This is a genomic window from Nostoc mirabile CHAB5784 (genome assembly GCF_020829645.1).
GTDB lineage: Bacteria > Cyanobacteriota > Cyanobacteriia > Cyanobacteriales > Nostocaceae > Nostoc > Nostoc mirabile.
Window position 1 is genome coordinate 1 of the sequence record NZ_JAIVFS010000093.1, and the last position, 22,327, is coordinate 22,327.

Annotated in this window: 23 protein-coding genes; 9 read left to right on the forward strand and 14 right to left on the reverse strand. The window is 41.0% G+C overall.

The annotated features are described in order from the left end of the window. Positions 1-257 precede the first annotated feature (257 nt). The 3 genes from LC653_RS34910 (at position 258) to LC653_RS34920 (ending at position 1,311) form a co-directional block, all read left to right on the forward strand. Entirely contained in the window at positions 258-437 is a 180-nt protein-coding gene (locus LC653_RS34910) for a hypothetical protein (RefSeq protein ID WP_229499460.1), read from the forward strand. A gap of 384 nt (positions 438-821) precedes the next feature. Beyond that, the gene (locus tag LC653_RS34915) at positions 822-1,007 is read left to right on the forward strand and encodes a hypothetical protein (protein ID WP_229460353.1); all 186 of its coding nucleotides are present in this window, start codon (positions 822-824) and stop codon (positions 1,005-1,007) included. Next, entirely contained in the window at positions 988-1,311 is a 324-nt protein-coding gene (locus LC653_RS34920; protein WP_229499462.1) for a type II toxin-antitoxin system PemK/MazF family toxin, read from the forward strand. Before LC653_RS34915 ends, LC653_RS34920 begins: the two co-directional genes overlap by 20 nt. A gap of 185 nt (positions 1,312-1,496) precedes the next feature. Here LC653_RS34920 and aroH read toward each other — a convergent pair whose 3' ends face one another. The 3 genes from aroH to LC653_RS34935 all read right to left on the reverse strand — a co-directional run bounded on the left by aroH (position 1,497) and on the right by LC653_RS34935 (position 3,713). After that, the gene (gene aroH / locus LC653_RS34925) at positions 1,497-1,898 is read right to left on the reverse strand and encodes a chorismate mutase (protein ID WP_229499463.1); all 402 of its coding nucleotides are present in this window, start codon (positions 1,896-1,898) and stop codon (positions 1,497-1,499) included. A 159-nt stretch (positions 1,899-2,057) separates the two neighbouring features. Continuing rightward, complete coding sequence (gene sppA, locus LC653_RS34930; RefSeq protein WP_229499464.1) at positions 2,058-2,879, reverse strand: signal peptide peptidase SppA; 822 nt, start codon at positions 2,877-2,879, stop codon at positions 2,058-2,060. Positions 2,880-3,416: 537 nt separating this feature from the next. After that, positions 3,417-3,713, reverse strand: a complete 297-nt coding sequence (locus tag LC653_RS34935; protein ID WP_100899994.1) for a hypothetical protein — start codon at positions 3,711-3,713, stop codon at positions 3,417-3,419. Positions 3,714-4,174: 461 nt separating this feature from the next. Between LC653_RS34935 and LC653_RS34940 the strand changes: the two genes are divergently transcribed. The 4 genes from LC653_RS34940 (at position 4,175) to plsY (ending at position 7,737) form a co-directional block, all read left to right on the forward strand. Beyond that, positions 4,175-4,969 (forward strand): MlaE family lipid ABC transporter permease subunit, encoded by a 795-nt coding sequence (locus LC653_RS34940; protein WP_100899995.1) that lies wholly within the window; start codon positions 4,175-4,177, stop codon positions 4,967-4,969. Positions 4,970-5,110: 141 nt separating this feature from the next. Next, positions 5,111-5,545: a DUF3119 family protein gene (locus LC653_RS34945; RefSeq protein WP_229499465.1), complete on the forward strand. Its 435-nt coding sequence runs from the start codon at positions 5,111-5,113 to the stop codon at positions 5,543-5,545. A gap of 137 nt (positions 5,546-5,682) precedes the next feature. Further along, on the forward strand, positions 5,683-6,951 hold the full coding sequence (locus LC653_RS34950) for a DUF3086 domain-containing protein (protein ID WP_229499467.1): 1,269 nt from the start codon (positions 5,683-5,685) through the stop codon (positions 6,949-6,951). Positions 6,952-7,059: 108 nt separating this feature from the next. Beyond that, entirely contained in the window at positions 7,060-7,737 is a 678-nt protein-coding gene (gene plsY, locus LC653_RS34955; protein ID WP_229499469.1) for a glycerol-3-phosphate 1-O-acyltransferase PlsY, read from the forward strand. 337 nt (positions 7,738-8,074) lie between these two features. On the opposite strand, the gene LC653_RS34960 is transcribed toward plsY, so the two are convergent. From LC653_RS34960 to LC653_RS35010, 11 genes are all read right to left on the reverse strand, one after another. Then, a complete protein-coding gene (locus LC653_RS34960; protein WP_229499471.1) occupies positions 8,075-8,332 on the reverse strand; it encodes a hypothetical protein in 258 nt (85 codons plus the stop codon). Positions 8,333-8,395: 63 nt separating this feature from the next. Continuing rightward, complete coding sequence (locus LC653_RS34965; RefSeq protein ID WP_229482956.1) at positions 8,396-8,635, reverse strand: hypothetical protein; 240 nt, start codon at positions 8,633-8,635, stop codon at positions 8,396-8,398. Positions 8,636-9,396: 761 nt separating this feature from the next. Continuing rightward, a complete protein-coding gene (locus LC653_RS34970) occupies positions 9,397-9,969 on the reverse strand; it encodes a hypothetical protein (protein WP_229499473.1) in 573 nt (190 codons plus the stop codon). 124 nt (positions 9,970-10,093) lie between these two features. Next, positions 10,094-11,695 (reverse strand): TrbI/VirB10 family protein, encoded by a 1,602-nt coding sequence (locus LC653_RS34975; protein ID WP_229499475.1) that lies wholly within the window; start codon positions 11,693-11,695, stop codon positions 10,094-10,096. Then, positions 11,692-12,402 (reverse strand): hypothetical protein, encoded by a 711-nt coding sequence (locus tag LC653_RS34980; RefSeq protein WP_229499476.1) that lies wholly within the window; start codon positions 12,400-12,402, stop codon positions 11,692-11,694. The genes LC653_RS34975 and LC653_RS34980 overlap by 4 nt, the downstream gene beginning before the upstream one ends. 339 nt (positions 12,403-12,741) lie before the next feature. Further along, on the reverse strand, positions 12,742-13,569 hold the full coding sequence (locus tag LC653_RS34985; protein ID WP_229499477.1) for a hypothetical protein: 828 nt from the start codon (positions 13,567-13,569) through the stop codon (positions 12,742-12,744). A 295-nt stretch (positions 13,570-13,864) separates the two neighbouring features. After that, positions 13,865-14,926, reverse strand: coding sequence for a hypothetical protein (locus LC653_RS34990; protein WP_229499500.1), 1,062 nt, complete (start codon positions 14,924-14,926; stop codon positions 13,865-13,867). Between the two features lie 462 nt (positions 14,927-15,388). Next, on the reverse strand, positions 15,389-16,309 hold the full coding sequence (locus LC653_RS34995) for a hypothetical protein (RefSeq protein ID WP_229499478.1): 921 nt from the start codon (positions 16,307-16,309) through the stop codon (positions 15,389-15,391). A gap of 277 nt (positions 16,310-16,586) precedes the next feature. Then, positions 16,587-19,334, reverse strand: coding sequence for a putative type IV secretion/conjugal transfer ATPase (locus tag LC653_RS35000; protein WP_229499479.1), 2,748 nt, complete (start codon positions 19,332-19,334; stop codon positions 16,587-16,589). Further along, entirely contained in the window at positions 19,288-19,659 is a 372-nt protein-coding gene (locus tag LC653_RS35005; protein WP_229482970.1) for a hypothetical protein, read from the reverse strand. Before LC653_RS35005 ends, LC653_RS35000 begins: the two co-directional genes overlap by 47 nt. Before the next feature lie 19 nt (positions 19,660-19,678). Next, a complete protein-coding gene (locus tag LC653_RS35010) occupies positions 19,679-20,296 on the reverse strand; it encodes a hypothetical protein (RefSeq protein WP_229499480.1) in 618 nt (205 codons plus the stop codon). Between the two features lie 1,093 nt (positions 20,297-21,389). Here LC653_RS35010 and LC653_RS35015 point away from each other — a divergent pair. Next, positions 21,390-21,818 (forward strand): hypothetical protein, encoded by a 429-nt coding sequence (locus LC653_RS35015; RefSeq protein ID WP_229499482.1) that lies wholly within the window; start codon positions 21,390-21,392, stop codon positions 21,816-21,818. 202 nt (positions 21,819-22,020) lie between these two features. Continuing rightward, entirely contained in the window at positions 22,021-22,254 is a 234-nt protein-coding gene (locus LC653_RS35020) for a DUF3134 domain-containing protein (protein WP_118167421.1), read from the forward strand. The last annotated feature ends 73 nt before the right edge of the window (positions 22,255-22,327 follow it).

Genomic DNA, 22,327 nt, shown 5'->3' on the forward strand with positions numbered 1-22,327 from the left:
TTGAAGAACTTCGCGATCGCCTAAACGAGCTTTTCAGTACAATCACATCGGAACGTGTTATATCTTTAACTTCTTATGATTTTATTCTCGAAGCTCTTTTCTATGCAGCTTCAATGTAAATTGATATTAGTAGCAATGCCATCGCAGAGGGTGCGTAGGCGCAGCCCGCCGCAGGCATCACTAGATTGGGATTTGATTGTAAATAAACTAGCTAAGGTAAACTCAAGCGATTGATTTCTGTTTCAAATGTCTTTTATATGAATTTAGCAAGCAGTAAAATTTATCTTATTCGGGAAGCGATCGCGTCAGATGATGGACGTGGGGACAAAAGTTTAAACGTCTCATTACCCTGTGCGATCGCTCAACATCTGGCGATCACACGCACATTAATGTCACTTGCAATATTGGCTGTGTCTAAGAGGTTGTTTGAAAAGTAGTTAGTTGTGATTTTAGGCACTTGTTGATCCCCCCTAACCCCTCTTAAAGAGCAGGGCTGTTTCATTCCCGAAAGAGCTTTAAAAATCAAGGGTTCTAGCAATTAAAACAGTGAACAGTCAACAGTTATCAGTTATCACGGTTTAAGTGCTCAAATTTTGAAAGCGACTTCAAACACCACTTGCTTAGTTGTGGGGGACTCTGACTCCCAATTGACAATCAAATTCTTAACTGATAACTGATAACTGATAAGAAGCAGGCAGGAGAATCTCTTCCCACGTTCCTTCAAAAGTTTGCTGTTCCATAATTACCCTATTCAAAGTTAGCTTTCTGGCAAATACCTTAACATAGAAGCAAATACGACATCTTGATTATGGGAACTTGAAATGGATGCTTTAGTCCAAGAACTTGACACAAAACTACGTCAATGGCAACCTGACATTGCTCAACAAGTGCGGCAATGCCTTGCAGAGATTATTGAACTGGCAGACCAAGATGCTCTAGATATTCTTCGTTCCAGAGTCGTTGAACAAGAAGTGTTGGATTTGATTGATGAACCCGAAACCTGGTGAAGTGTGGCTGGTCGATTTAGGACTTGCAGCCAAGACGCGTCCTGTTGTCGTTGTGTCTCGGTATGACCCCACTCCCCCGCGTGCTTTGGTTCTCTATGTACCAATAACTACGCAAAATCGGGGTAGCGCATACGAAGTTGAACTGCCTGCATTGCGGTTTTTACGACAAGGCTCTGTCGCTAATGTTCAAGGTCTAGGTTCAATCCCTACTGCAAGACTGGAGCGTAAACTGGGCGAACTGCCAGATGAAACATTACTCAAAATCAAACAAGCTTTGATGTTTGCTCTGGAGAAAGGAAATTGAGGAACAGGAGAACGATTTAAAAAATGTGGATAACAGTTGAAGGGCAATCGCTTATTCACAATAAAATCACTGCAAAAAGCTAATAAAGTTCTCTCGCTAATAATAGTAGGTTGAGCAGCGTCACCTACCTAATAGCTTGTTTTATACTTTTTTACGTGATTTTTGCGTAATTATATGTAATTATTTTACACTTTTGACTTAACTGCTTGCTGTGATGCTTGCAAAGTCTGGGGTAAACTCCAGTCGGGACGCAAGCTAGCGGCGTTGCGTAAATAGATATGATGAATTGAGGCGGAGGCTGGCAGATAAGCGTGGATTAGGAACCGAATGCAGCGCTGTAAGCTGCCTTGGACGTGCATTTGCTGCACATCCAACATGGCCACATTATCCCAACCAGGACGCGCTCTAGCGATCGCAGCTGGAAAAATAGCATCCAAATCCCGTGTCACTGAGAAAGTCACACTAATCATGTCCCTCGGCTGGAATTGATTCCGGTTTTCTAGTTCATCTAGTAGTTCCGTCACTACCTCTAGCATTGCCTCAACGGTATTTTCTGAAACGGTTGTTGCTCCGCGAATAGCCCGCATTTGCCACTCCACGCCCAAATCCTCCTTAAAAGAAAAAAGTTAGGGGTTAGGAGTTAAGAGTGAGAAATTGAGAGTTTTAACTCCTAACTCCTCACTCCTAAACGCCAGTTGCTCCACTTGGGGAAACCCCAAGACCGCACTGGCTCCTCCTAACTCATATTAGGGTCGATATAACCACAAGGGTAAACCACTAGTAGACATTTCAAATTCGAGCCAATCAATTCCAGATCGAATTCCTGATGAAACTTGACGACTTCCTGGCAGAAGGCGACTCAATAAGGGTTTACGTTCTTCTAGGGTATAACAGAGAGTTTTTTCTGGATCAAGACCGATCAGTTCTGCTGTCCAGCGACGGGCATCTTCTTCTGTGCCCAGGCGATCTACAACACCCAATTCTAGGGCTTGCTGTCCAGTAAAAATCCGGCCATCAGCGAAACTTTTCACAGCTTCTACTGTTAAAGAACGGCCATCAGCTACCGTTTGCACAAACTGCTGATAACTTGTGTCAATCAACTCTTGCAGGATGTTTTCTTCTGGTTGAGTCAGTTGCCGGTCGAAAGACAAAATGTCTTTGTAAGGGCCAGACTTAATTACTTGAAAGGAAACACCGATTTTTTCTAGCAGGCGTTCCAAGTTATTCCCACGCAAAATCACACCAATACTACCCGTAATCGTACCTGGGTTAGCTACGATGTGTTCGGCTCCCATGCCGATGTAGACTCCTCCAGAAGCCGAGATATTACCAAAGCTAGCGACGATTTTGATTTTTTCGCGCAAACGCTTCAGGGCGCTGTAGATTTCTTGAGAATCTCCGACTGTACCGCCAGGGCTATCGATACGGAGCAATAATGCCGGAAACTTTTTTTCTTCTACAGTTTTCAGAGCTTCTAGGACGCGTTTGCGAGTAGCACCGGCGATCGCACCAGTAATTTCAATCCGCGCAATTTGTTTTCTAAACTTGGGCTTAAACGGCCAAATCATGAGCTGTCAACATACCTCGTAATAAACTCAATATAAGATGCCCAACGGTCAGACGACCTCTTTTGCTCTGTTAAGAAACATGAGCAGGCATTGGAGCATCAGGATTTTAAGGAAATTTTTATATTTTACAGTGAGTTTTATTTGATATTCTCGATAAATGCTAATCAAGTCCTTCAATGCAGCTAACACAAAATACCAAACTCTAGTTTAGCGTTCAGCATGATGATTTAGCACAGACTATTTTAGCTGTTTTGCGGAATTAAAATCCTACAACCCTTGGTATTTTAGCTTTTTGGCTTTTTGAGGATTGGTTTAATAGGGTCGCGCACCTGTACTAGTTGTCAGTAATTAATAACTAATAACTAAAGAATAATAAATATTTAATCAATAACTCCGGCACTCAATTTAATTAATAAAATTCATTCAGCAACACTAATCCCTATTTAGCTTAATACCAGTAGTACTTTCAGTTTTGGGAATATCACTTTTCCCTATTTTGTACAACCCATGAGCAACTGACGAAGCTATTTTTACTGCTTATGAATCAATTCGTAAAATTTGACACCGATAATAAACGTACATATCAAACAGTGCCCCGACGAAACTACAGGTCAAACTAATCACAAATAATCCACGTAGAGGAGTTCCACTGCCAAAGGTGGCGAGAAAATGCATAATCTGAGTAGCGATCGCCTCAGTTAACTCTTGTAAACCGGGGAAGTAACCGATGAGGGGTAAAAGGAACAATCCGCCGCCAACAAGTAGCATGGGAGCGACAAAACTAAAAATGATTGTCAGTAGTAGGGAGCGGAGAAAGTTAGTGAAAATAGTCATTTAAGACAAACTCCGTGAATAGAGATGACAAGAGCTAGATAGCAGTTCGTCATTTTCTACAATACGTGCGATCGCTCCTGACCAGCCAATTTGTCAAAAATCTTAAGTTTTCATTAAAATAAACGGCTACCAGTTACAGCACATGCTGGGGAACTAAAAAAGGATTTTAATCTACAAAACCTTTGCACAATCAAGGTTATAGCCAAGGTTAGCACCTATTTATTGGTTTGCAGCACCTTTAATAACAGCTTCATTTTCTGAGAGCATCTTTAATCTAAGTTAATATTCAGCGCCGTGGGGAGTGGGGAGTGGGGAAGAAATCAATTCAAAATTCAAAATTCAAAATTCAAACATTTTAGAACTTCTGCCTTCTGCCTCCTCTTTCCCATGCCCCATTCCCCATTCCCTATCCCAATGACTTCCGCTATTCTTAAGGCAGTCACCGAGTTAGCTACAGAACATTGAACCAGACTACATCCAAATCCAGTTTAGGAGAATGGAGTCAGCGGCTGCTGGCGGCGATTTTTCTGGGTGGGCAAGTACTAGTTCACCTATTGAGGGGCAAAATCCATCGGCGCAACACCTTGCAACAAATGGCAGCAGTTGGGCCAGATTCCTTATTTATTGCCCTATTGACGGCTATTTTCGTTGGCGCAGTGTTTACCATTCAGGTGGCGCGGGAATTTATCAACTTTGGCGCAGGAAACATTATCGGCGGAGTGCTTTCTGTCGCGTTGACACGAGAACTCTCTCCCGTGTTGACAGCAGTGATTTTGGCTGGGCGAGTCGGTTCTGCCTTTGCAGCCGAAATCGGTACCATGCGAGTCACAGAACAAATCGATGCCATGTTGATGTTGAAAACAGATCCAATCGATTATCTGGTTATTCCCCGCGTCCTTGCTTGCTGTTTAATGCTACCAATTTTAACCCTCCTGTCTTTGGTCACAGGGATGTTTGGGGGATTAATAATTGCAACAAATATCTACAACCTGTCTGATACGGTATTTCTAGACTCAGCCCGTAACTTTCTTGGTATCTGGGATATTGTTAGCGCCATGATTAAGGCGTGTTGCTTTGGCATTTTAATCGCCGTAATTGGTTGCAGTTGGGGGTTGACGACAACAGGAGGAGCAAAAGGTGTAGGACAGTCAACCACAACTGCTGTTGTGACTGCCTTGCTAATTATATTTGTTAGCAACTTTTTTCTTTCTTGGTTAATGTTTCAGGGGACTGGCAGTGCATTCTTAGGGATGTAAAAGTGAGGAGTTAGGAGTAGAGACGCGATTAATCGCGTCTGTCCTGTAGAGACGCGATTAATCGCGTCTCTACAGGAGTTATCAGTTAAAACTCCTCACTCCTAACTCTTAACTTCTAACTCCTGACTCCTGACTCCTAAAATGAATAGGAGAGAAAGATGCCTAGTAAATAAAGCAGGATTTAAGACTGTGACCAGTTCATTTGCTCCTAACTCCACATCAACTGTGGAACTCAAGCCTAGTTACAATCTACCTATAGTGTTGGTGATTGCCGCTATTCCACTACTGTTGGTACAACCGTGGGTAGGCTCCGTTTTTACACTGTTTGGTTTATTTCTCATGTTTCAGGCGTTAACGCTGCGTTTGCAATTTACCGTCACCGACTTAGATATTTACAGAGGCGAAAAATTGATTCGGCGCTTTCCCTACCAGGAATGGCAAAACTGGCGGATCTTCTGGAATGGAGTCCCCATCCTGTTTTACTTTAAAGAAATTAAAAGTATTCACTTTTTGCCGATTTTATTTGATCCCAATACCTTGAAAACTTGCTTAGAACAACGTTGTCCGCGTATTTAGTCTTGAGTTCGATCTGTGCTGAGTCGTTTCGATCTAGACTCATAACTCAGCACTCATAACTCAGGACTTTTATGGCAGGTCGATTGTAATATTTCTGAAAGCTATTTATTCGCGTCATAGGAATTACACTATTGTTTATGAACCCAGAGGCATCTCAAACCCCAGAACCAATTGATGAGCGGTTGGCAGAAAAACAAGAACAGAACAATGCAGTTGAACATCCACTCAATCCATCTGTTGAGTCAGTGGGAGAAACAGGAGCCGTTAGCTCGTCAGAAGACTACACAGCTTTTGAGCCACTCATTTCCAATGCAGAAGTGGTAGATTCTACACTAGAGCTAACAGAAAATTCAAATGGCGAGTTTGTAGCGCAGTCGGAACCGGAAAATACCGCACTGGGATCAGAAAACCATTCATTATATGCAGAAGCAGAGCAGCGAGTAGCAGAGTTGCAGAGCGCTGAAGCTGCTCTCAAGGAAGAAATAGCCAAGCTGCAAGCTTTTTACAAAAACCTTCAGGCACAAGTGGGTGAAACTCAGACATCATTGGGACGACTTGTGCAAGAGTCACTGGTGCAGTTAGAACAACGCAAACAAACCCTGCAAATTTCTGTAGAACAACTAGAACGCCGACAAGAACGTATCCGCAACGAGATGCGAACCACTTTTGCTGGTACATCCCAAGACTTGGCAATTCGGGTGCAGGGTTTTAAAGACTATCTCACGGGTAGCTTACAGGATTTGGCCGTTGCTGCTGAACAGTTGCAACTAACGCCAAGTGTGGTGGAACGAGAAAAACCATCTGTAAAAGAAAAAGAGGCTAAACCAGTTGAACCCCAACCTGGAATACCTCAATTTGCCCAACAGCAGTTTCAAGATACTACTAAGCAAATTCGCCGCTTAATTGACCAATATCGCAATAAACCCGATTACTACGGCCCACCGTGGCAACTACGCCGTACCTTTGAGCCAATCCACGCAGAACGAGTCTCTAACTGGTTTTTTACCCAAGGGGGACGGGGTGGTTTGCGGACAATGGGTAGCCGCTTACAAAATATTTTGATTGCCTCTGCCGCAATTTCGATATTACACAAGCTGTATGGCGATCGCGTCCGTACTTTAGTCTTAGCTAATACACCGGAGCGATTAGGTGAATGGCGGCGCGGCTTGCAAGACTGTCTGGGAATCGGTCGCCCAGATTTCGGCCCAGACCGGGGTGTGGTATTATTTGAAGCGTCTGATGCTCTGGCTCAGAAAGCAGACCGATTGACGAAAGCCAATCAACTGCCCTTAATTATTATTGACGATTCAGAGGAGCAAATCAGTCTGTCACTGCTGCAATTTCCCCTATGGTTAGCTTTTGCTCCTGACCCCAAAACCGTGAGAAACTATGATGATGACTTTTAAATTAGTCATTAGTCACTTGTACTCTTGCTAGTCGAAGTATTAGTCATTAGTCATTGGTCAAGAGGTATTACTCTTGACTTTTTTAAATTTTGAATTTTGAATTTTATTATGGCTATTTGGTTAACTCTGTGCGGGACAATTATTGTCATAGCTTACCTGCTGGGTTCTTTTCCCACTGGGTACATTGCTGTGAAGCAGTTAAAAGGTATTGATATTCGGGAAGTTGGTTCAGGTTCCACTGGAGCAACTAATGTACTAAGAACCTTGGGGAAAGGGCCAGGAGCATTCGTTTTAGTACTTGATGCCTTAAAGGGAGTATTAGCGATCGCTCTAGTTTACTGGTTATTCAATTTTAACCCAATTCAAAATTATATCCCCCCAAAGGTAGATGCACAAGTGTGGCAACCGTGCGTAGTAACCTTAGCTGGGTTAGCTGCCATCCTGGGACATAGTAAATCAATTTTTTTAGGCTTTACTGGTGGTAAATCCGTTGCTATCAGCCTGGGGATTTTGTTGGCAATGAGTTGGCAGGTAGGTTTAGCAACAGCTGGTGTGTTTGCCATCGTCGTGGCGATATCGCGGATTGTCTCTTTGAGTTCAATTGCAGGTGCGATCGCAGTTTCCATTTTCATGGTAATTTTGCATCAACCGTTACCCTATATTCTGTTTGGGATTGCCGGTGGATTATATGTAATTTTGCGCCATCGCACTAATATTGAACGACTGCTGGCGGGAACGGAGCCAAAAATTGGGCAAAATGTAGCGACACCAGAACAAACTACATAATGAGTTTTTAGTACATACCTCGCCCCAAGCGATGCCCTGAGCAAGCTGTTAGGTGAACGTGGTATCTCTTGGACTAATGACAAATGACCAAATAATTACTAATTCGTAATTCGTAATTCGTAATTAAAGGTACAGAGCAACTAACTAAAGTTTATGGAGACAAATAAATTTATTCCTTATTTCAGAGCAAGCGACTTCAGTCGTGAGGTAATAATTACGAATTACGAACTTGTACTGAGCCTTGGGAGAGCGTAGCCGACTTGTACTGAGCGGCGTCGAAGTAAGGGCGTAGCCGAAGTATTATAAATTACGAATTATTTTGACTAATGACTAATGACTAATGACTAACTTTGCCTTTAATTAAACGGTGGAAAAGGCGGCAAGGCCACAAAAAAGCTCCACATATACTTACTGAGGCGATGGCGGCCACAACTCGCCAAGTCGAACTAGACTCAGTGGCAGAATCTGAAGGGTGAGCTTGTGTGCTTTTAGCTAATTCTGGGACTGAATGAGATAGCTGACTGGCTGTAGTCACCCCTTCAATCGCTGCTCCAATTAGATAAGCTACTAGGGCAATTACTAGCCAGTGATTCATAATATTCAACTGTTTGAACTCTGAGCGTATGCTTGGCGGTGAGGAATCATTTGATTTCTCGTACTAATGATTGCCGCCTTGCCCGAAGGATAATCGACCTTCAGCTGTATCACGAATCAGGGGCAGTTTAGATTTTATATAAGTATTAAGGCTGCTATCTGCCTGGGGATCAATAGACTGCTTCGCTTTTAACTGCTGGAGAAGCACTTGTACTAAAGCAGCATCGTCAAACTGGAGCAGGGTGCTGACCTGGGTAGACTCGATTACAGCCCAAAGCTGTTGCATCATTTTGGCAGTGACCATGAGTCTGTAACCTCTTAAGCTTTTCTTTATATTTACACGGATTTGGAATTTGTGGTTAGTTTTTATCTGAAGATTTATAAAGATATAGGCTGAAAATGCCTGAGTCAGTTAAACCAGTTGAGTTATAGCGTTTTTCAATTCGATTGAAATTTTTTTAAGACGGCGCTGGCTTTCCTTAAAAAGGCTTGTAATTACCAACATTTTTTTGTAACAGTCAAGTGTAGCACTGACCCACATCCCGCCCAGAACTTAAGTTCTGGGCTAATAGCTCAAGTCCACTTAAGTGGACTGAAATTTTCGCTTTCACAAAGTCCAGCCATTTACATCGCTTAAAATCTTGTATTTAGTCCTCTTGAGAGGACTTTAGCTATTAGCTTTGGAATTTATTCCTAAGCGGGATAGCAACGAAGCAAGTGATTGAAGATTGAAAAGATGTGGGTAATAACAAGCCTTAAAAAGGAGGGAATTAGAGCAAGGCTTTTGAAAAGCCACAATGCAGACATACGTAGGCTTCAGCGCTTTTTATAGAGGTAAACTTCAGTCGTCTTCGCTGTCGGCTACTTTTGCTAGAAATTTATCGTAAATAAAAGGGTTTAAGACCCCAACCATTACACATAGTTCAGTTTCAGTCGGGGTTTAAATCCCCCGAAGTTGCCACAACGCGGGGAACCCGCGCAAGGCACTTCTCTTCTCTACGAGACGCTACGCGAACGTCTGAAACTCTCTTCAATTTTGAATTTTGAATTTTGAATTTTGAATTGTTATTGTGGAACTTTAGCACAAGCTCCTTCCTGACCAGAAGGATCGGCAAAAACTGCTAAAGTGTGATATTCAGGGTTATCTGTTTTATATATCACACGAAAAGTATACAACTTATTTCTACCTTGCCCTTCAGTAACAACTGTTAAAAGTGTATTGCTAGTGGGAGGAAGCCCAGGAATATTCAGTTTTTGAATTCGTCTGAGTTGAATTACATTCGCTGCGGAGTTTTTACAATCTCCTGCATTACTATTAGAGTCTTGACCAAACTGCATACATACTGGCCCATCAAAGTCTATAGTTACCTGTGATGGATCGTTTAACCAAACTTTTTTAATTACTTCTCCAGCCGGAATAAAGCTTAAGTTTGTTCCTTGTTGATACCAAACGTCGATGGTAGGTATCGCTCCTCCTAAACCCTGTGCTTGACAGGAAAATATGGAACGCAGAACAGCGTTATTAGCAACAGCGCGGCCTACCAACAAGAACATAGCAACCGAGAAAATTAAGGAAGCTATAGGTAGGAAATAAGAATTACGTGGGGTATTTCCTGACAAATTAGGTTTATTTTTCATGGTTGCAAATTGGGAGATTGGTAGATAGAACAGGAGAATATGGGAAAGATAGAATGAAAACTAATTACCAATTACCATTACCCAATCAAAAATCTAAAATTGGTATAAATCCTACCTGCTAAAACTAGATTGGTTGATTAACGTATAGTTCAACAGTTGTGCCAGCTTTCATATACCAAATATTAGTTGGTTGTGACATTTGGGCGATCGCCTGTTGATTACGTTGGGCAATTTGGGGTACTAAAGACTCCCTAAGACCACCTTCTAAGACCGCAGCTGCAAGGTCGCGTCTGTTCTCAGTCTCACTAATAAGGCCAGTAGTGGTGCTGACGCGATCCGGGTTGCTGTCTGTGGGGTCGCTAGTTCTTATAGTATATGGCACGATTTTGGTATCAGGGCGATTTATTAACTCTGCTGCTTTACCAAGACCTCCCAAAACGAATGATCCTAGATCCATTGATGCTATGGACGAACTTGGATCGGGATATTTACTTGCTACTAAAGGTTTACCTTGGCTACCGCGAACAATAATTGCATTGTTGGGTAAGCTTTGTTCGGTAAGGTTGCCATCATTTTGCGAGATAAGTTTAGTTACGTTCATCTGCAAAAGACCTTGTTCGTTAATGGAACTAATTTCAGCTAGGAATTCGGTGTTTGCAGGTATAACGGTAGTACCATCCTTAGCTTTTAGGGCGTCTTGCAATCGGATCACAAATACATTTTTCGCTTGGCTTGTTTCATCACCACCGCCTGACCTAGTAGTAGTTTCCCCAAATATTGCTGTTGCTAACACAGCTTTAGCACTAGTCCCTACTGCTAAGGATTTTTGTCCCAAGGGTTGCGCTTGGCTCACCGCAGGAGCAGGAGTTTCCGGTGGGGGTGTCTGTTCCTGCGGCTGCGGATTGTTTGCAGGTTCAGGAGCAGCTGCGATGTTAGTAGGTTGACTGGTAGCATTTACTTGACCGTAGCTACCTAATTTTGCTAACCTTCTCCACTCTTCAAATACGCTTGGTGGAGATTGTGGAGTTATATTGACTACAGTCTGAGGTTGGGTGTTTGGCTTCACAACTGGTAGTTGGGGCGATCGCACAGGTTGAGAAGCAGGTACTCTAACGATGCGCTCAACTGTCACTGTTCGAGGCACGTAAGCTGTTGGTGGTGGGGGTGTTGGGATCACTCTTTCTGTGCCTCTGGAAGATACTGACGGTTCTTTTAAAGCTACTGTAGGCGTTGATTTGGCAGTTCTGAGTTGTTGTTGGGCGGCTTTCACCATCTCTGCTTGTTCAGTCAGGGCTAATTTCGTTTTCAGAGTATCTACTTCACCTTCTAGCTGTTGAGAGGTAGATTCATCAGTTGGCTGCTCAGGCACTTGTGGAGAAACAATCTCTTTTGGCTTTGAACTGGTACTCATCAACTGGGACAAAAACACACCACCCACCAAAACGATCGCAAAGGTGGCGGCCCCTACCAAGCCTAACTTGGCAAAGGGATTAGATGAGAGGGGTTGCTTAGTCTGAACTTCTTGTGGTTGAGAAAGCGACTCTTGCGGTGTTGCAGAGTCTTCTGATCCTTGGGTATCGGTAGAAGAAGATTCTTCTTCAAGGCCAAATTCCCTTAACTTATCTGATTCCCAATCAAAAGATTCTACATCTTGTTGGTGAGCATCGGTAGTTAGAGTAAATCCATTTTGAGCAGGTGTTTCCGTAGGAATTGAGTATTTAGTCATGGTAAAGCTTGGTTGGGATTTCCAGAACAATTTTTATCTTTGATATCACATACATTATAAATTTCTAATCTGGCTTCACCAAGGCGGTAAGCTGCGAACTGCAATGGTAATGCTGCATTTGGTAGGGAAGTTGCGGGTTCATCTATTGCTCTAACTAAAATTTGTTTATTAAACGAAGTTGATTTTCCTAACCTGTCATAACCGCTAAAAACTAGTTGATTAGCATACATCTCAACTTTCCACTGTCCATTACCTTTACCTATTTCTGTAGGTTGAGATATTTTTTGGATTACTAGTACATTCTCTGCTCCTCTATTAACATTTTCAAATTGGCTATCTGGATTTAAATTGGTAATTTCTGACTTAAGTTTTTCTTTAAAATTATCAGCTACCAGTTGGGAAGTAATTTCCCAGACTTGCGTTGGCGGCTGTTGTTCTGACGAGGTAAGCATTAAGCTCATAGTTTCACCCACAAACCGCCGAATAGCCTCTGGCTGTCGCTCTAAATTTGGTTGGGGGTCTACGGTTATAGTGCGACCATCAACAAGTTGCACTAAACTTTGAGGTGTAAGTTGCCGACCTAATTGTTGTAACATAGACCCGTGAAATAGTAGTAAAAGTAAGGTAAATACATGTAACCCAAATGTTCCTACTGCTAACAGTGGCAATGGGTTATTTTTCCTATTTTCTGGTTTGAGTAATTGCATTAATAATTATATAAATTGACTTAGTGAATTAGAAATCTATAGGACTTATTTAGGTCTTAGAGGTTGTTTGAAAAGTGTTTCACTGTGACTTTAGGTACTTTTAGATCCCCCCTACCCCCCCTTAAAAAGGGGGGAACCGGAGTTAAAGTCCCCCTTTTTAAGGGGGATTTAGGAGCATCTAAAACTTTTGATACCAATAAAAGGACTTTTCAAACATCCTCTTATTTGATTTTTAAAAAAACTCCCTACAACTCGAAAAAGCTGATTCCCCACTCCCGTTCGGCTACGCTCACGGCAAGCCCAGTACAGACGCGATTAATCGCGTCTCTCCCCACCTACTCATCTGATAAAGCTATCAGATGTTTGTCCAGCTCCGCATTGTATAAATTTATCATCGTTAAGGCTGTTGTTGCGATCTAGCAAACATAAGTTACGAATTTCATAAATTTCTAATCTATCAGCGCGGACACTATAAATTGCTTTTTGCAAGTCTGTGCCATTGTCGCCTTGGGGATTACCGAAATAATCTGCTGCACGTACAAGTAAATCTTTGTTAAAAGGAGTTATGAGTCTTGCACCACCAACTCGGTTTTTTTGAATTAAATCGGCTACCATACCCACTCGCCACTTACCTGGTGCAATTTGTTTTGGCGGATCAACCCGCTTAATAACTAATTGTGATGTCATAACTAGGTTAGGATTTTCAGAGAAAACTTCTGTCGGTGTCATTTCTGCAACTGTGCTTAAGAAACCTTTGCGAAAGTCTTCGGATAAGGCAAAACTAGCTATCCAACTGCTGGTACTAACTTTTTGACTACTCCCTTGAGGTGTTTGAATAAGAATTCCTAAATCTGGTTTGGGGTTTGCAACTTCTTCGATATTTTGTGGTGGTAAGGTTCCAGACCAGCTAAACATTGATATCATCGTTTTGCTGATGAATTGACGAATTGCTTCTGGTTCTCTTGCTAAATCATCGATATTAGCTACTGGTTTACCGTCTATTAATTGCACAAAGTTGGGAGGTTTCCTCACACTGAGTTGGCGAATATTTAGCCCTTGTAATAAGAATAAAAATAAAACTAATATATGTAAACTGAAGGTTGCGATCGCAAAAATTGTCAAAACACTTGCCGTCGTTCTTTGTCTTTTTCCCAGTAAACGCACCATTTACTCACCTCTTTTGCAGAAAACTTCAGCTATTATATATTAATTATAGGGCTATTTTATTTTATACATAAACCGCCCATAACTAAAGTTCTAGGCTAATAGCTAAAGTCCGTTAAAACGGACTAGAACCTTTGCTCAGTCATCTTTAGATGACTTTCGCTATTAGACTCAGAATTCATTCTGAGGCGGGCTAGATGATAATGAAATAACCTTGATATTAATTACAATTTGCATACAATTCAGCGGTTACGACACTTATCAAAATTTTATTCATTTTGAATTTTGAATTTTGAATTTATATTCTCTCCCTTACTAAAGAAGCCGTATTGCTGATAGCGCTGAACACTGCAAAACCGCCAGCACCAGCCACAAGTAACGATAAAATTGGTGCTAAAATTCCCAGAAAAATTATGAACCACATTAAATCTGGATCAGCACTAACATTTTGACCTGGCCCATTTACAATAACTGCGGCAGTCACCACAGCAATAACATTGAATGAAATTTTTGCGATTCCAATAGATAAAAATCCGGTCAGCCATGCAAAAATTGGTTTACCAGCTACAGGTAGTAAAGATCCACCTACAGCTATTGGCCCTAAAAGTGCTATCAGCAACATAGTAGCTTCTATCAGATTTTGAAACGCATATTGTAAGGAAATTAAAAAGTTTTTGATGCTTGTTTGGACTGTAGAACCTAACAAAGAATTAAATGAGGTTTCTGATACAAAGCCTTTGCTATATCTAATATCATCTACCCTAGTTTGTAGTCTAATTATCCAGTTTTGATTTCTGTATGTATTTCTATATTTCTGCAAGAGAATGTTGATTTTATCGGCAGCGCTGACAAAGCATTGACTTTGTTGAGTGCCAGTTAGCGATTGGCAAGGACGCAGAAAAGAACCAGTTACTTCTTCAGCAACACTCATATTCAGTGCTTGCTGATAGATTTTATTGGCATCTGCTGTTACCAATATTTGCTGATTCACAGTGTTTAAAGTACCCCGTAATCCCAGTGTCAGATTAGAAAGGATACTTCCATTGCCTGAATTACTTAAGAGAATCACCACCACAAAAGGCCAGATTAAAGCTGATATTGGACGACTATATTCGTAGGATATTAAGTCTTTGAGGAATTGTATCATAAAAAATAACAGGGTTCCTACCGCAAAAAAAATACCCAGATTTGTCAGCGCTCCATACAAGTTATTACTGGTGGTAGTTTGTAATAAATCCAGCCATTGTTTATTCCAACCGTTGGCAATACTTAGAGAAGTTACTGCACCATTATCGAGAACGTCATCAATGCCTACTTGGCGGCCTAGTTGGGCAAAAATTAGTTGAATAGCAAGTTGCATTTTGAGTTGATGGGCTGTTAGCAACATTTTTTTGTAACAGTAAAAGTGTAGCACTTACTCACATCCTGCCCAGAACTTAAGTTCTGGGCTAATAGCTCAAGTCCACTTAAGTGGACTGAAATTTTCGCTTTCACAAGGTCTAGCCATCTACATCGCTTAAAATATTGTATTTAGTCCTCTTGAGAGGACTTTAGCTATTAGCTTTGGAATTTATTCCTAAGCGGGATAGCAACGAAGCTAGTGATTGAAAAGATGTGGGTAACGACAAGCCTTAAAAGGCTTGCTCTTAGAGTTTATTTACCCCCCTTTTTAAGGGGGTTATAGGGGATCAATAAATGCCTAAAATCACAGCCAAGCACTTTTCAAGCAAGCTCTTAAGGATTTTAAAAAATATATGGAAAATTAGAGTTTTTTTATCCTAAAATCCTACTTCCCAACTTTTTCTCTGTCAGTGTTGCTGAATTAGGGGATAACTTCGCACAATAATTTATCACGAATTTCCAATGGTTTTAACCGCAAATTCATCCCGCATTTATCCAACGCCTCTCTGCCAAACAAATCTAGTTGAGAAGTAGCTCGTAAAAGTCGCGCCGCTTCTGTAGATGAATCTACTCTCCGAGCGCGATTCGCCTCTTCTGCCTGTTGAGAAATGTTTGCCAAATTTAAATTAGAATATTGTAAAGACTGATTTGTTTGTATTGTCTGAGCAAATGTTTCACCTAGAAATTGTGATTGTGCCTCTTGAATTCTAATAGTTTGTAATTGAGTAACACCTATTAATTGTGCTAAATTCAAAATAGCCCTGACAATTGCACTATTTCCAGCATTAGGACCTCCAGAACCTCCAGGAAGAGTAGAAAGAGCAGTCTGAATGTTTTGAGTATATGTGCTTTTCGCCGCCTCTAACTGTCCGGCAGAACCGGCAATATTTTCTAGTGTTTCTTCAGTATTTTCTAACTTTACTTGTGTCCGATTTTGTCCATCTTTACCAAGAATAGCTTCTGCGGCTCCACGGGTAATAAAACGATTGAGTTCAATATTAACTAAATTTCCCCGTATTGCTGCATTATTTTCAAAGCGGCTTCCTCTAGACTGTGAACGATAAGATTCGTTGATAACGTTATCACGAACCTTTTGTCCCGCAGCGACGGGGTTAGGTATCTTCAATTCTGTATCTCCCTTGGAACTATCAAGAGCATTTCGACTCTCTGCTTCTACAGGGTTTAAGTTTTCGCTCAGATTATTTTGAAAGTATTTTCCCATATCTATAGAATATGATTTAAAATCAGTCCAAACCTGCCCTAATCCCGTCTGTGTTTGTGCCATTGCTGGTAGGATTGCCAGGGATAGCAACGCAAGAGTAAAAATGGTAGTTTTTCGCATACATTTGTGCCTGAAAAAGGTAGACGATATTAAGTAGAAAGTCAGAAATTTCGAGGATATTTTAAAAGTATTTTTGGTAAGTTCAAAGCCTCCCAAACCTAACCCCCCTAGCCCCCATTCCCTCTTAGGGAATGGGGGTTTCAAAGCCTCTCTCCCTGTGGGGGAGAGGTTTGGAGAGGGGTTTCTGGTATACTTTGCGACTTTTCAAGCATTTTCTGAGCTTTTTAACTATGATTTATAACTTTTTGAATCACTGTTAACTGCTTACACAACCCGATTAACTACTACGCAGAGTAGCCACTAACTGACGTGCAAATGCAGAAATTGCTTCATATTTATCGCTATGAAGTTGCATCATTTTACTACGTGCAGTTTGTTCAGCAGGGTTATTAGCAACTGCTGCCAATTGTTCGTAACCTGGATAATAACGACAGAATGTATAAATCCCGTTATCATCTAACAGCCATTGGCTATAAACGCCTTCTTTGCGGGGAAAGAAGCTTTCTGAGGCATTACGAGAAATAATGTTGCGGGGATACTTTAATATCTCTGCAAAACTATCGACTGCAACCGGCTGAATGCGTCCAATCAATCGTGTTGTCAAGTTTTGCAAAATCTTAGATGCAGCTTTAGATTTGGCAATTGTATCAGGATCTTGTCCTGATAAGATGACTCGGATCCCGGCTTTAGCGCCGTTTGCACAAACTCTGCCAACTAAGTCAGATATTTGCTCGAATTCAAATAAAATTGGTGCTTCGTCAATGAAGAATATAGAAGCTGGACTACCTAATGCGCGTCGTAATGCTGCTGAATAGGCACTCAGAGATAGTAAGGCTGCATCTTCACTATCTGATAGGTTTCTCAGAGCAAAAACTAAAAGTTGTGCATCGGTAGGAAAGCTAGATGGTGCAGAAATGGCTTGTCCTACGCGGCTGGAAAGCCAAAACCGCAAGCGCAGCTGAATTTGACTAAGGGCGTCTTCTACTCTGCCAGTTAAAGTACTTAGCTGCAAGTGTTCTGATGAACAGAAAAACAGAAAATCTTTTAAGGTAGGAGTTTTCAGCCAAGCCTCAGTGCCAAATCCTCCCGCCATCGCCTGTCGATATCGCTCTTTTATGCCCTCATCAGCAAAGAAGGCTTCTAATGCTAAGTTGAGGAGCGATCGCACGGTTTGCGATAAAATTTGACTTTCAGTCGATGATCCTAAAACCATTGTCATCAAAGCTGATTCTAGGAAGGCGGTATAATCGTTAAAGCGATCGCGCTGTTGTTCTGGATCTAGCGATCGTAAGTCTGGCTGTTCAAATAAGTTATTCGATTGTTTGGAGATATCAAAGTACGCTCCATTGGCCCCCATAAACTCTGTGTAATCAGTGAAAGTAGATGTCCCATCAGGTTTAGGGAAATCTAACGCCACAACCGGAATACCATGTGCCAAAGCCTGAGTTAAAATCCCTGACACCAACACCGATTTACCAGCACGAGTTGTCGCAAACAAAGCTAAATTTTTGTGTTGATTAAACAAATCTAAATGTACGGGTGTTCCGCCTTCTTCAGCAATCAACTCAAAGCCTTGTCTATCACCCCGTTTAGTTAAAACTAAAGGCATTAATCCGGGAACTTCACTGGTTAAATATAGCTGGCGACGATTGAAAGGTGTCGCTAACAAACCTTCCCAAACTATTGGTAGAGTTTGCAGCCAAATTTTCCAGGCATACTCAGTTTCCCTAATTACTTTTGCTGGACGTTGAAAACAGTTTTCAATATATCTTGTTGCTTCATCTAATTTATCGACAGTTGGACGATGTACCAAAATAACGATACTCGTATATATCGGGACTGCACCTTCAAATAATTGTTCTTGCGCTGCTACCGATTTCTTCAACTTTAATTGGGCGTTGACATCAATAGTTTTACTTTTTTCTTGAGCCATGATTGTTGTCATATTTGACTGCTTCAAGACTCGTTGCAAAGTAGTTTTCACCAATGCCGGATTTGCCGCAGTCAACTCACAAAAAATCTCTGTATCTACTACTGTTTCTCTGGCCAACAGTTCCCATAGATATCGCAGTTGAGCAGATTTATTTACCCAACCTCCGGGTTTTTCCAGAAATGACAGTGCGCCAATATAACGATTGTTAACATTCACCCAACGGCGATCGGCACAAGGTACACTAGACTCCATCAGCAAAGTTGTGCCGTGGATATTCTCTAGAAGCAATTTAGTACTAGCTAAATCTGAATTAACTTGCTCGTGCAGCCCTTGATCGTCTAAAGTCATCAACTGGGGAATCGGTATTGGCTGCGTATCATTAAACCTTTTCCAGATGCCCTCCCAGAGTTCATCAGCTTTCAAAGGCTTAACATCCAATCCCATTTGGTTAGATAAAATTTGCTCCCAGCGTAGAAAACCTTGCTTGTAAGCATTTGTTATCAGCGTTTCTATGCGCTGGTTTTCTACATCTGAGAGATCCCCTTTGAATTTTAACCACCATGATTCAGCTCTAACTAAAAGCTTCTCTATCCAATCATCTGCATTTCTGGAGTTGGATTCAATAGTGTAAGTGACATAAATCCGTAAGAATTTAGGCTTACGAACACCAGAAATAGTCAATTCTTTGACTCTGGCTCTTTCTGCCATCAACAAATATTTGATATCTCGTGATGGCGCATTTCTGATTAGCGATACTAATTCTTTTTGGCGCTCTTTGTCTGAACTAAAAGATCCCAAATGCAGTGTCATTCTTTCACCGCTAGGAATGTCTTTCAATCCGGCTTCAATGTTATTAAAGAGTGTATCGATTTGTTCTGGTCTTAAAGTGGTATGAATTCCCTTACAGTCAAAACCAAAAACAAAGCAAAACCGATCTCTTTGAGTGCCTTTTGTCAAAAGGTAAGCGCCAATATCACGTCCATTCATTGCGACACGTAGCATTGTCGCCAAGTGCAAGGCATCTTCAAATGGTGTTAATCTACCTTCATTTCCGGCTACGCCGACGCTTTGTTTTCCGATTTTTTGCTTCATGGTTAACTTCCAATAAGCTCTGATAACGAGCAAAGCCTCTTGTCCAAGCAGGAACGCCTATAAATTTACTTAAAAAACTCCAACTCCTACCACCAGTTAAAATCCACCAAGTTCCGATTCCCCAACCTGTCATTAGTATTGTCCACAACCACTTTTGAAACTCTTCTTGGAAAATGCCACCAAAAACTCCATTGACAATAAAGTAGGAGGCTAAGGCAATTACTGTCCAAGGAAGAATTTGATCGGCAGGGATTGGCCCTAATGAGGGTTGGCTTCCTAGAATCTGATTCACTGGACGAAAATCTTGTTCCCGCTCTTGAGACATTTGAAATATCTAAAATTATTTACTGCACTTGTGGGCCAATTACAAAGCGTGTGAGTACATCAGCAATGGTAACAGCAACAACGACTAATAGGGGAGTTCTGGCAATACTTTGCCAATCCTCATCCTTACGCACTGCGTTAATCACACCAACTAGAGAAATTGCAATATAGAGTAAATAAATCGCCCGCAACACATTAAATATCAAACTTATTGCTGCCTCACTACCACCACCAGCTGTTTGTGCTCCACCTAAGTTTCTTTTGAAAAACCTTTCAGCTTCCCCAAAAAATTGAGCTTGTGCAGGGGCTGCAAACCAGTCTAACCAATACAAACTCAGAATTACGGCTGCTGCTAAAATTTGTAATAATATTAGCGATCGCCTTGGTAAATTCACCTGCTGGCCAATTTGCTGTATGATAACTGCAATTAAACTACCAACTAGTAAACAAAAAAGCAGGATAGGACTTTTTAGGCTGATAACGCTTACAAGTACAGCACAAGCAATCAAAAAGGGTGCAGACTCAACCAGAATAATCAAGCTGGATTCCAATCCCAGTCTTAACTTATGAGATCCTTTGACAGCGCTACCAGTTAAAGCTTTGAAAAAGTTTCTCTTATGAGAACTTTGTCTAGACATTGCTAATTTTCCTATGGTGTACTTGAGTGTTTATTGTCTAAAAATTTACCATACTTAAATCAATTTAACATGATTTAACATTTATTTTTAATCAAATTTCTGAACTTGCAGTCAAGTATCACATTATATACAACTATTATTTAATTAAATAAATATTAATATTTATTTAAAAGCAAGTATGTACGCTTGGAGAAGCTAGGTTTTGAGCCTCAAGCCAGAAATCCTACAGTCCTCCTCAAGTTTTGCCCTGTCAGCGATTAGCCTGACTTAGAGGTTGGGGAATGCGGTAAAAATTGCAGATAATGTTTGGGAGTTTGTATTTAACCTTCAGAAGGCTGTGTAAGAGGATGTTTTAAAAGTCCTTTCGTCGGTAGCAAAACGTTATCGATCCCCCCAACCCCCCGATAAATTGGGGGGCTTTAATTCCGGTTCCCCCCTTTTGAAGGGGGGCTAGGGGGGATCTGAAAGTGTTTAAAGTCACAGTGAAATACTTTTCAAACAACCTCTAAGTAAGACCTAGCAAGGTTAGCATTATTATTCATACAGAGATTTGCACCTAGATAGTTATATCTAAATACTGACATATCTTAAGTTTTATGGACACCACTACATAATGCGCTCTTAGTAAGTATTTATTCTCAATCACTCACTAATTTTGGTAAAAATTAAAACTAGTTAATCATGGTATTTAGTTGTCTAAAAGTCGGGATTCAATACAACTTTACTGTTGTTCATGCCCTAATATGCTTAATATCTATGGATCAGAATAGTTGAGAAAAGTTTAACCGTCAACTATGTTATAATTAGATAGTTGAGAAATATTTTCGGTCATGTAACTGACTATCTAGACGCTTCTCCGAATCTAAATCTCTACACCCTTTGATTCTGGAGGTGTTTTATGTCAGTTTATATTGCCAACCTATCCTTTAGAGATGAGAGTCTTCAGCATTGCAAAAATTGAAATTTTTAGTTAGCGGAACTATATTGGAATACTTCGTGTAAAACAGATACATCCCATTGTCCAAGAATGTGCTAGTACGGACAAGTTGAGGGTATCACAAGCCCAGATAATATACGGTTAGTACTTGAACTTATGCCAACGGATATAATTACCCGTCCTGAGTCACTCACAGAAGATTGCTTTTTTACTTATGCCCTTGGGACTGATTTGCACGATACCAATTCGACTGCCCAATATTTACGCAGAATCAGGAAAGAAGATAAACCCTATATCGACATAGCTGTTTCTCCCAGGCCTGGCTATCGATTTGAGGTCTGCCTTATCCCTGTTGAAGGGTTCGCTAAAGAAACAATATTGACAAAAGATGGGTTCGCCAAAGCTTTAGCGATTATTTGTGCTGTATCTAACAAAGCTAGAAAGCGATTCCCCTCAGGAAATGGACAAGAGATTGTCCGGTGTCAATTTAGCAACTTAGCTGATGCAGTCGCTGTAGCGAACAGACTGTCTGCATTACCCTCTGATATGTATGAAACTCTCGCCAAGGTGCCAAATACCTTGTGAGATCGCGTCCGCTTGAAGATTTATTATTAGGACTGACGCGAAGACATTTTAATGGTAAGTAACTAGACGGACAAGAGAATAAAAAACTCAATGGTTCACATTTCATCTGTTGAGAAAAGACTTGTTATACAAGACTTTTAACTCTAGTGGACAATTTTCCTGTTTTTGCACACTGACCGATAATTCAAAGTGAGTTTTTTTTATGCCTATAAGCCCTTTGCGTGAAGAACCTCGTAACCAGCGAGCGCCTGTAATTCGTACAAGTAATGAGTTTATTCTCTTGGAATGGTTAAAGTCAACTGGTCGTCTAATAGAGCGGGAACATCAAGAATCTGAGTATTTAAATGAAGTAGAAGAAATTTCAGAAATGATAGACCTTGACGATATCCCTTATGATCATGATGATGATGATTCTGACATGGATATAGAAGCGTAATTCGTAATTCGTAATTCGTAATTCGTAGTTACCCTAAGCGTTTCATTGATTTGGAATGTGTACTTTGTTTACG

Coding starts and splice junctions, on each gene's coding strand:
- LC653_RS34990 (WP_229499500.1), bottom strand. CDS start 14,926: ATGCAACTTGCTATTCAACTAATTTTTGCCCAACTAGGCCGCCAAGTA.
- aroH (WP_229499463.1), bottom strand. CDS start 1,898: ATGCGGGCTATTCGCGGAGCAACAACCGTTTCAGAAAATACCGTTGAG.
- LC653_RS34950 (WP_229499467.1), top strand. CDS start 5,683: ATGAACCCAGAGGCATCTCAAACCCCAGAACCAATTGATGAGCGGTTG.
- LC653_RS34995 (WP_229499478.1), bottom strand. CDS start 16,309: ATGCGAAAAACTACCATTTTTACTCTTGCGTTGCTATCCCTGGCAATC.
- LC653_RS35000 (WP_229499479.1), bottom strand. CDS start 19,334: ATGAAGCAAAAAATCGGAAAACAAAGCGTCGGCGTAGCCGGAAATGAA.
- plsY (WP_229499469.1), top strand. CDS start 7,060: ATGGCTATTTGGTTAACTCTGTGCGGGACAATTATTGTCATAGCTTAC.
- LC653_RS34970 (WP_229499473.1), bottom strand. CDS start 9,969: ATGAAAAATAAACCTAATTTGTCAGGAAATACCCCACGTAATTCTTAT.
- LC653_RS35010 (WP_229499480.1), bottom strand. CDS start 20,296: ATGTCTAGACAAAGTTCTCATAAGAGAAACTTTTTCAAAGCTTTAACT.
- LC653_RS35015 (WP_229499482.1), top strand. CDS start 21,390: ATGCCAACGGATATAATTACCCGTCCTGAGTCACTCACAGAAGATTGC.
- LC653_RS34980 (WP_229499476.1), bottom strand. CDS start 12,402: ATGCAATTACTCAAACCAGAAAATAGGAAAAATAACCCATTGCCACTG.
- LC653_RS34910 (WP_229499460.1), top strand. CDS start 258: ATGAATTTAGCAAGCAGTAAAATTTATCTTATTCGGGAAGCGATCGCG.
- LC653_RS34975 (WP_229499475.1), bottom strand. CDS start 11,695: ATGACTAAATACTCAATTCCTACGGAAACACCTGCTCAAAATGGATTT.
- LC653_RS34965 (WP_229482956.1), bottom strand. CDS start 8,635: ATGGTCACTGCCAAAATGATGCAACAGCTTTGGGCTGTAATCGAGTCT.
- sppA (WP_229499464.1), bottom strand. CDS start 2,879: ATGATTTGGCCGTTTAAGCCCAAGTTTAGAAAACAAATTGCGCGGATT.
- LC653_RS34915 (WP_229460353.1), top strand. CDS start 822: ATGGATGCTTTAGTCCAAGAACTTGACACAAAACTACGTCAATGGCAA.
- LC653_RS34960 (WP_229499471.1), bottom strand. CDS start 8,332: ATGAATCACTGGCTAGTAATTGCCCTAGTAGCTTATCTAATTGGAGCA.
- LC653_RS34935 (WP_100899994.1), bottom strand. CDS start 3,713: ATGACTATTTTCACTAACTTTCTCCGCTCCCTACTACTGACAATCATT.
- LC653_RS34945 (WP_229499465.1), top strand. CDS start 5,111: ATGAATAGGAGAGAAAGATGCCTAGTAAATAAAGCAGGATTTAAGACT.
- LC653_RS34920 (WP_229499462.1), top strand. CDS start 988: ATGAACCCGAAACCTGGTGAAGTGTGGCTGGTCGATTTAGGACTTGCA.
- LC653_RS35005 (WP_229482970.1), bottom strand. CDS start 19,659: ATGTCTCAAGAGCGGGAACAAGATTTTCGTCCAGTGAATCAGATTCTA.
- LC653_RS35020 (WP_118167421.1), top strand. CDS start 22,021: ATGCCTATAAGCCCTTTGCGTGAAGAACCTCGTAACCAGCGAGCGCCT.
- LC653_RS34985 (WP_229499477.1), bottom strand. CDS start 13,569: ATGGTGCGTTTACTGGGAAAAAGACAAAGAACGACGGCAAGTGTTTTG.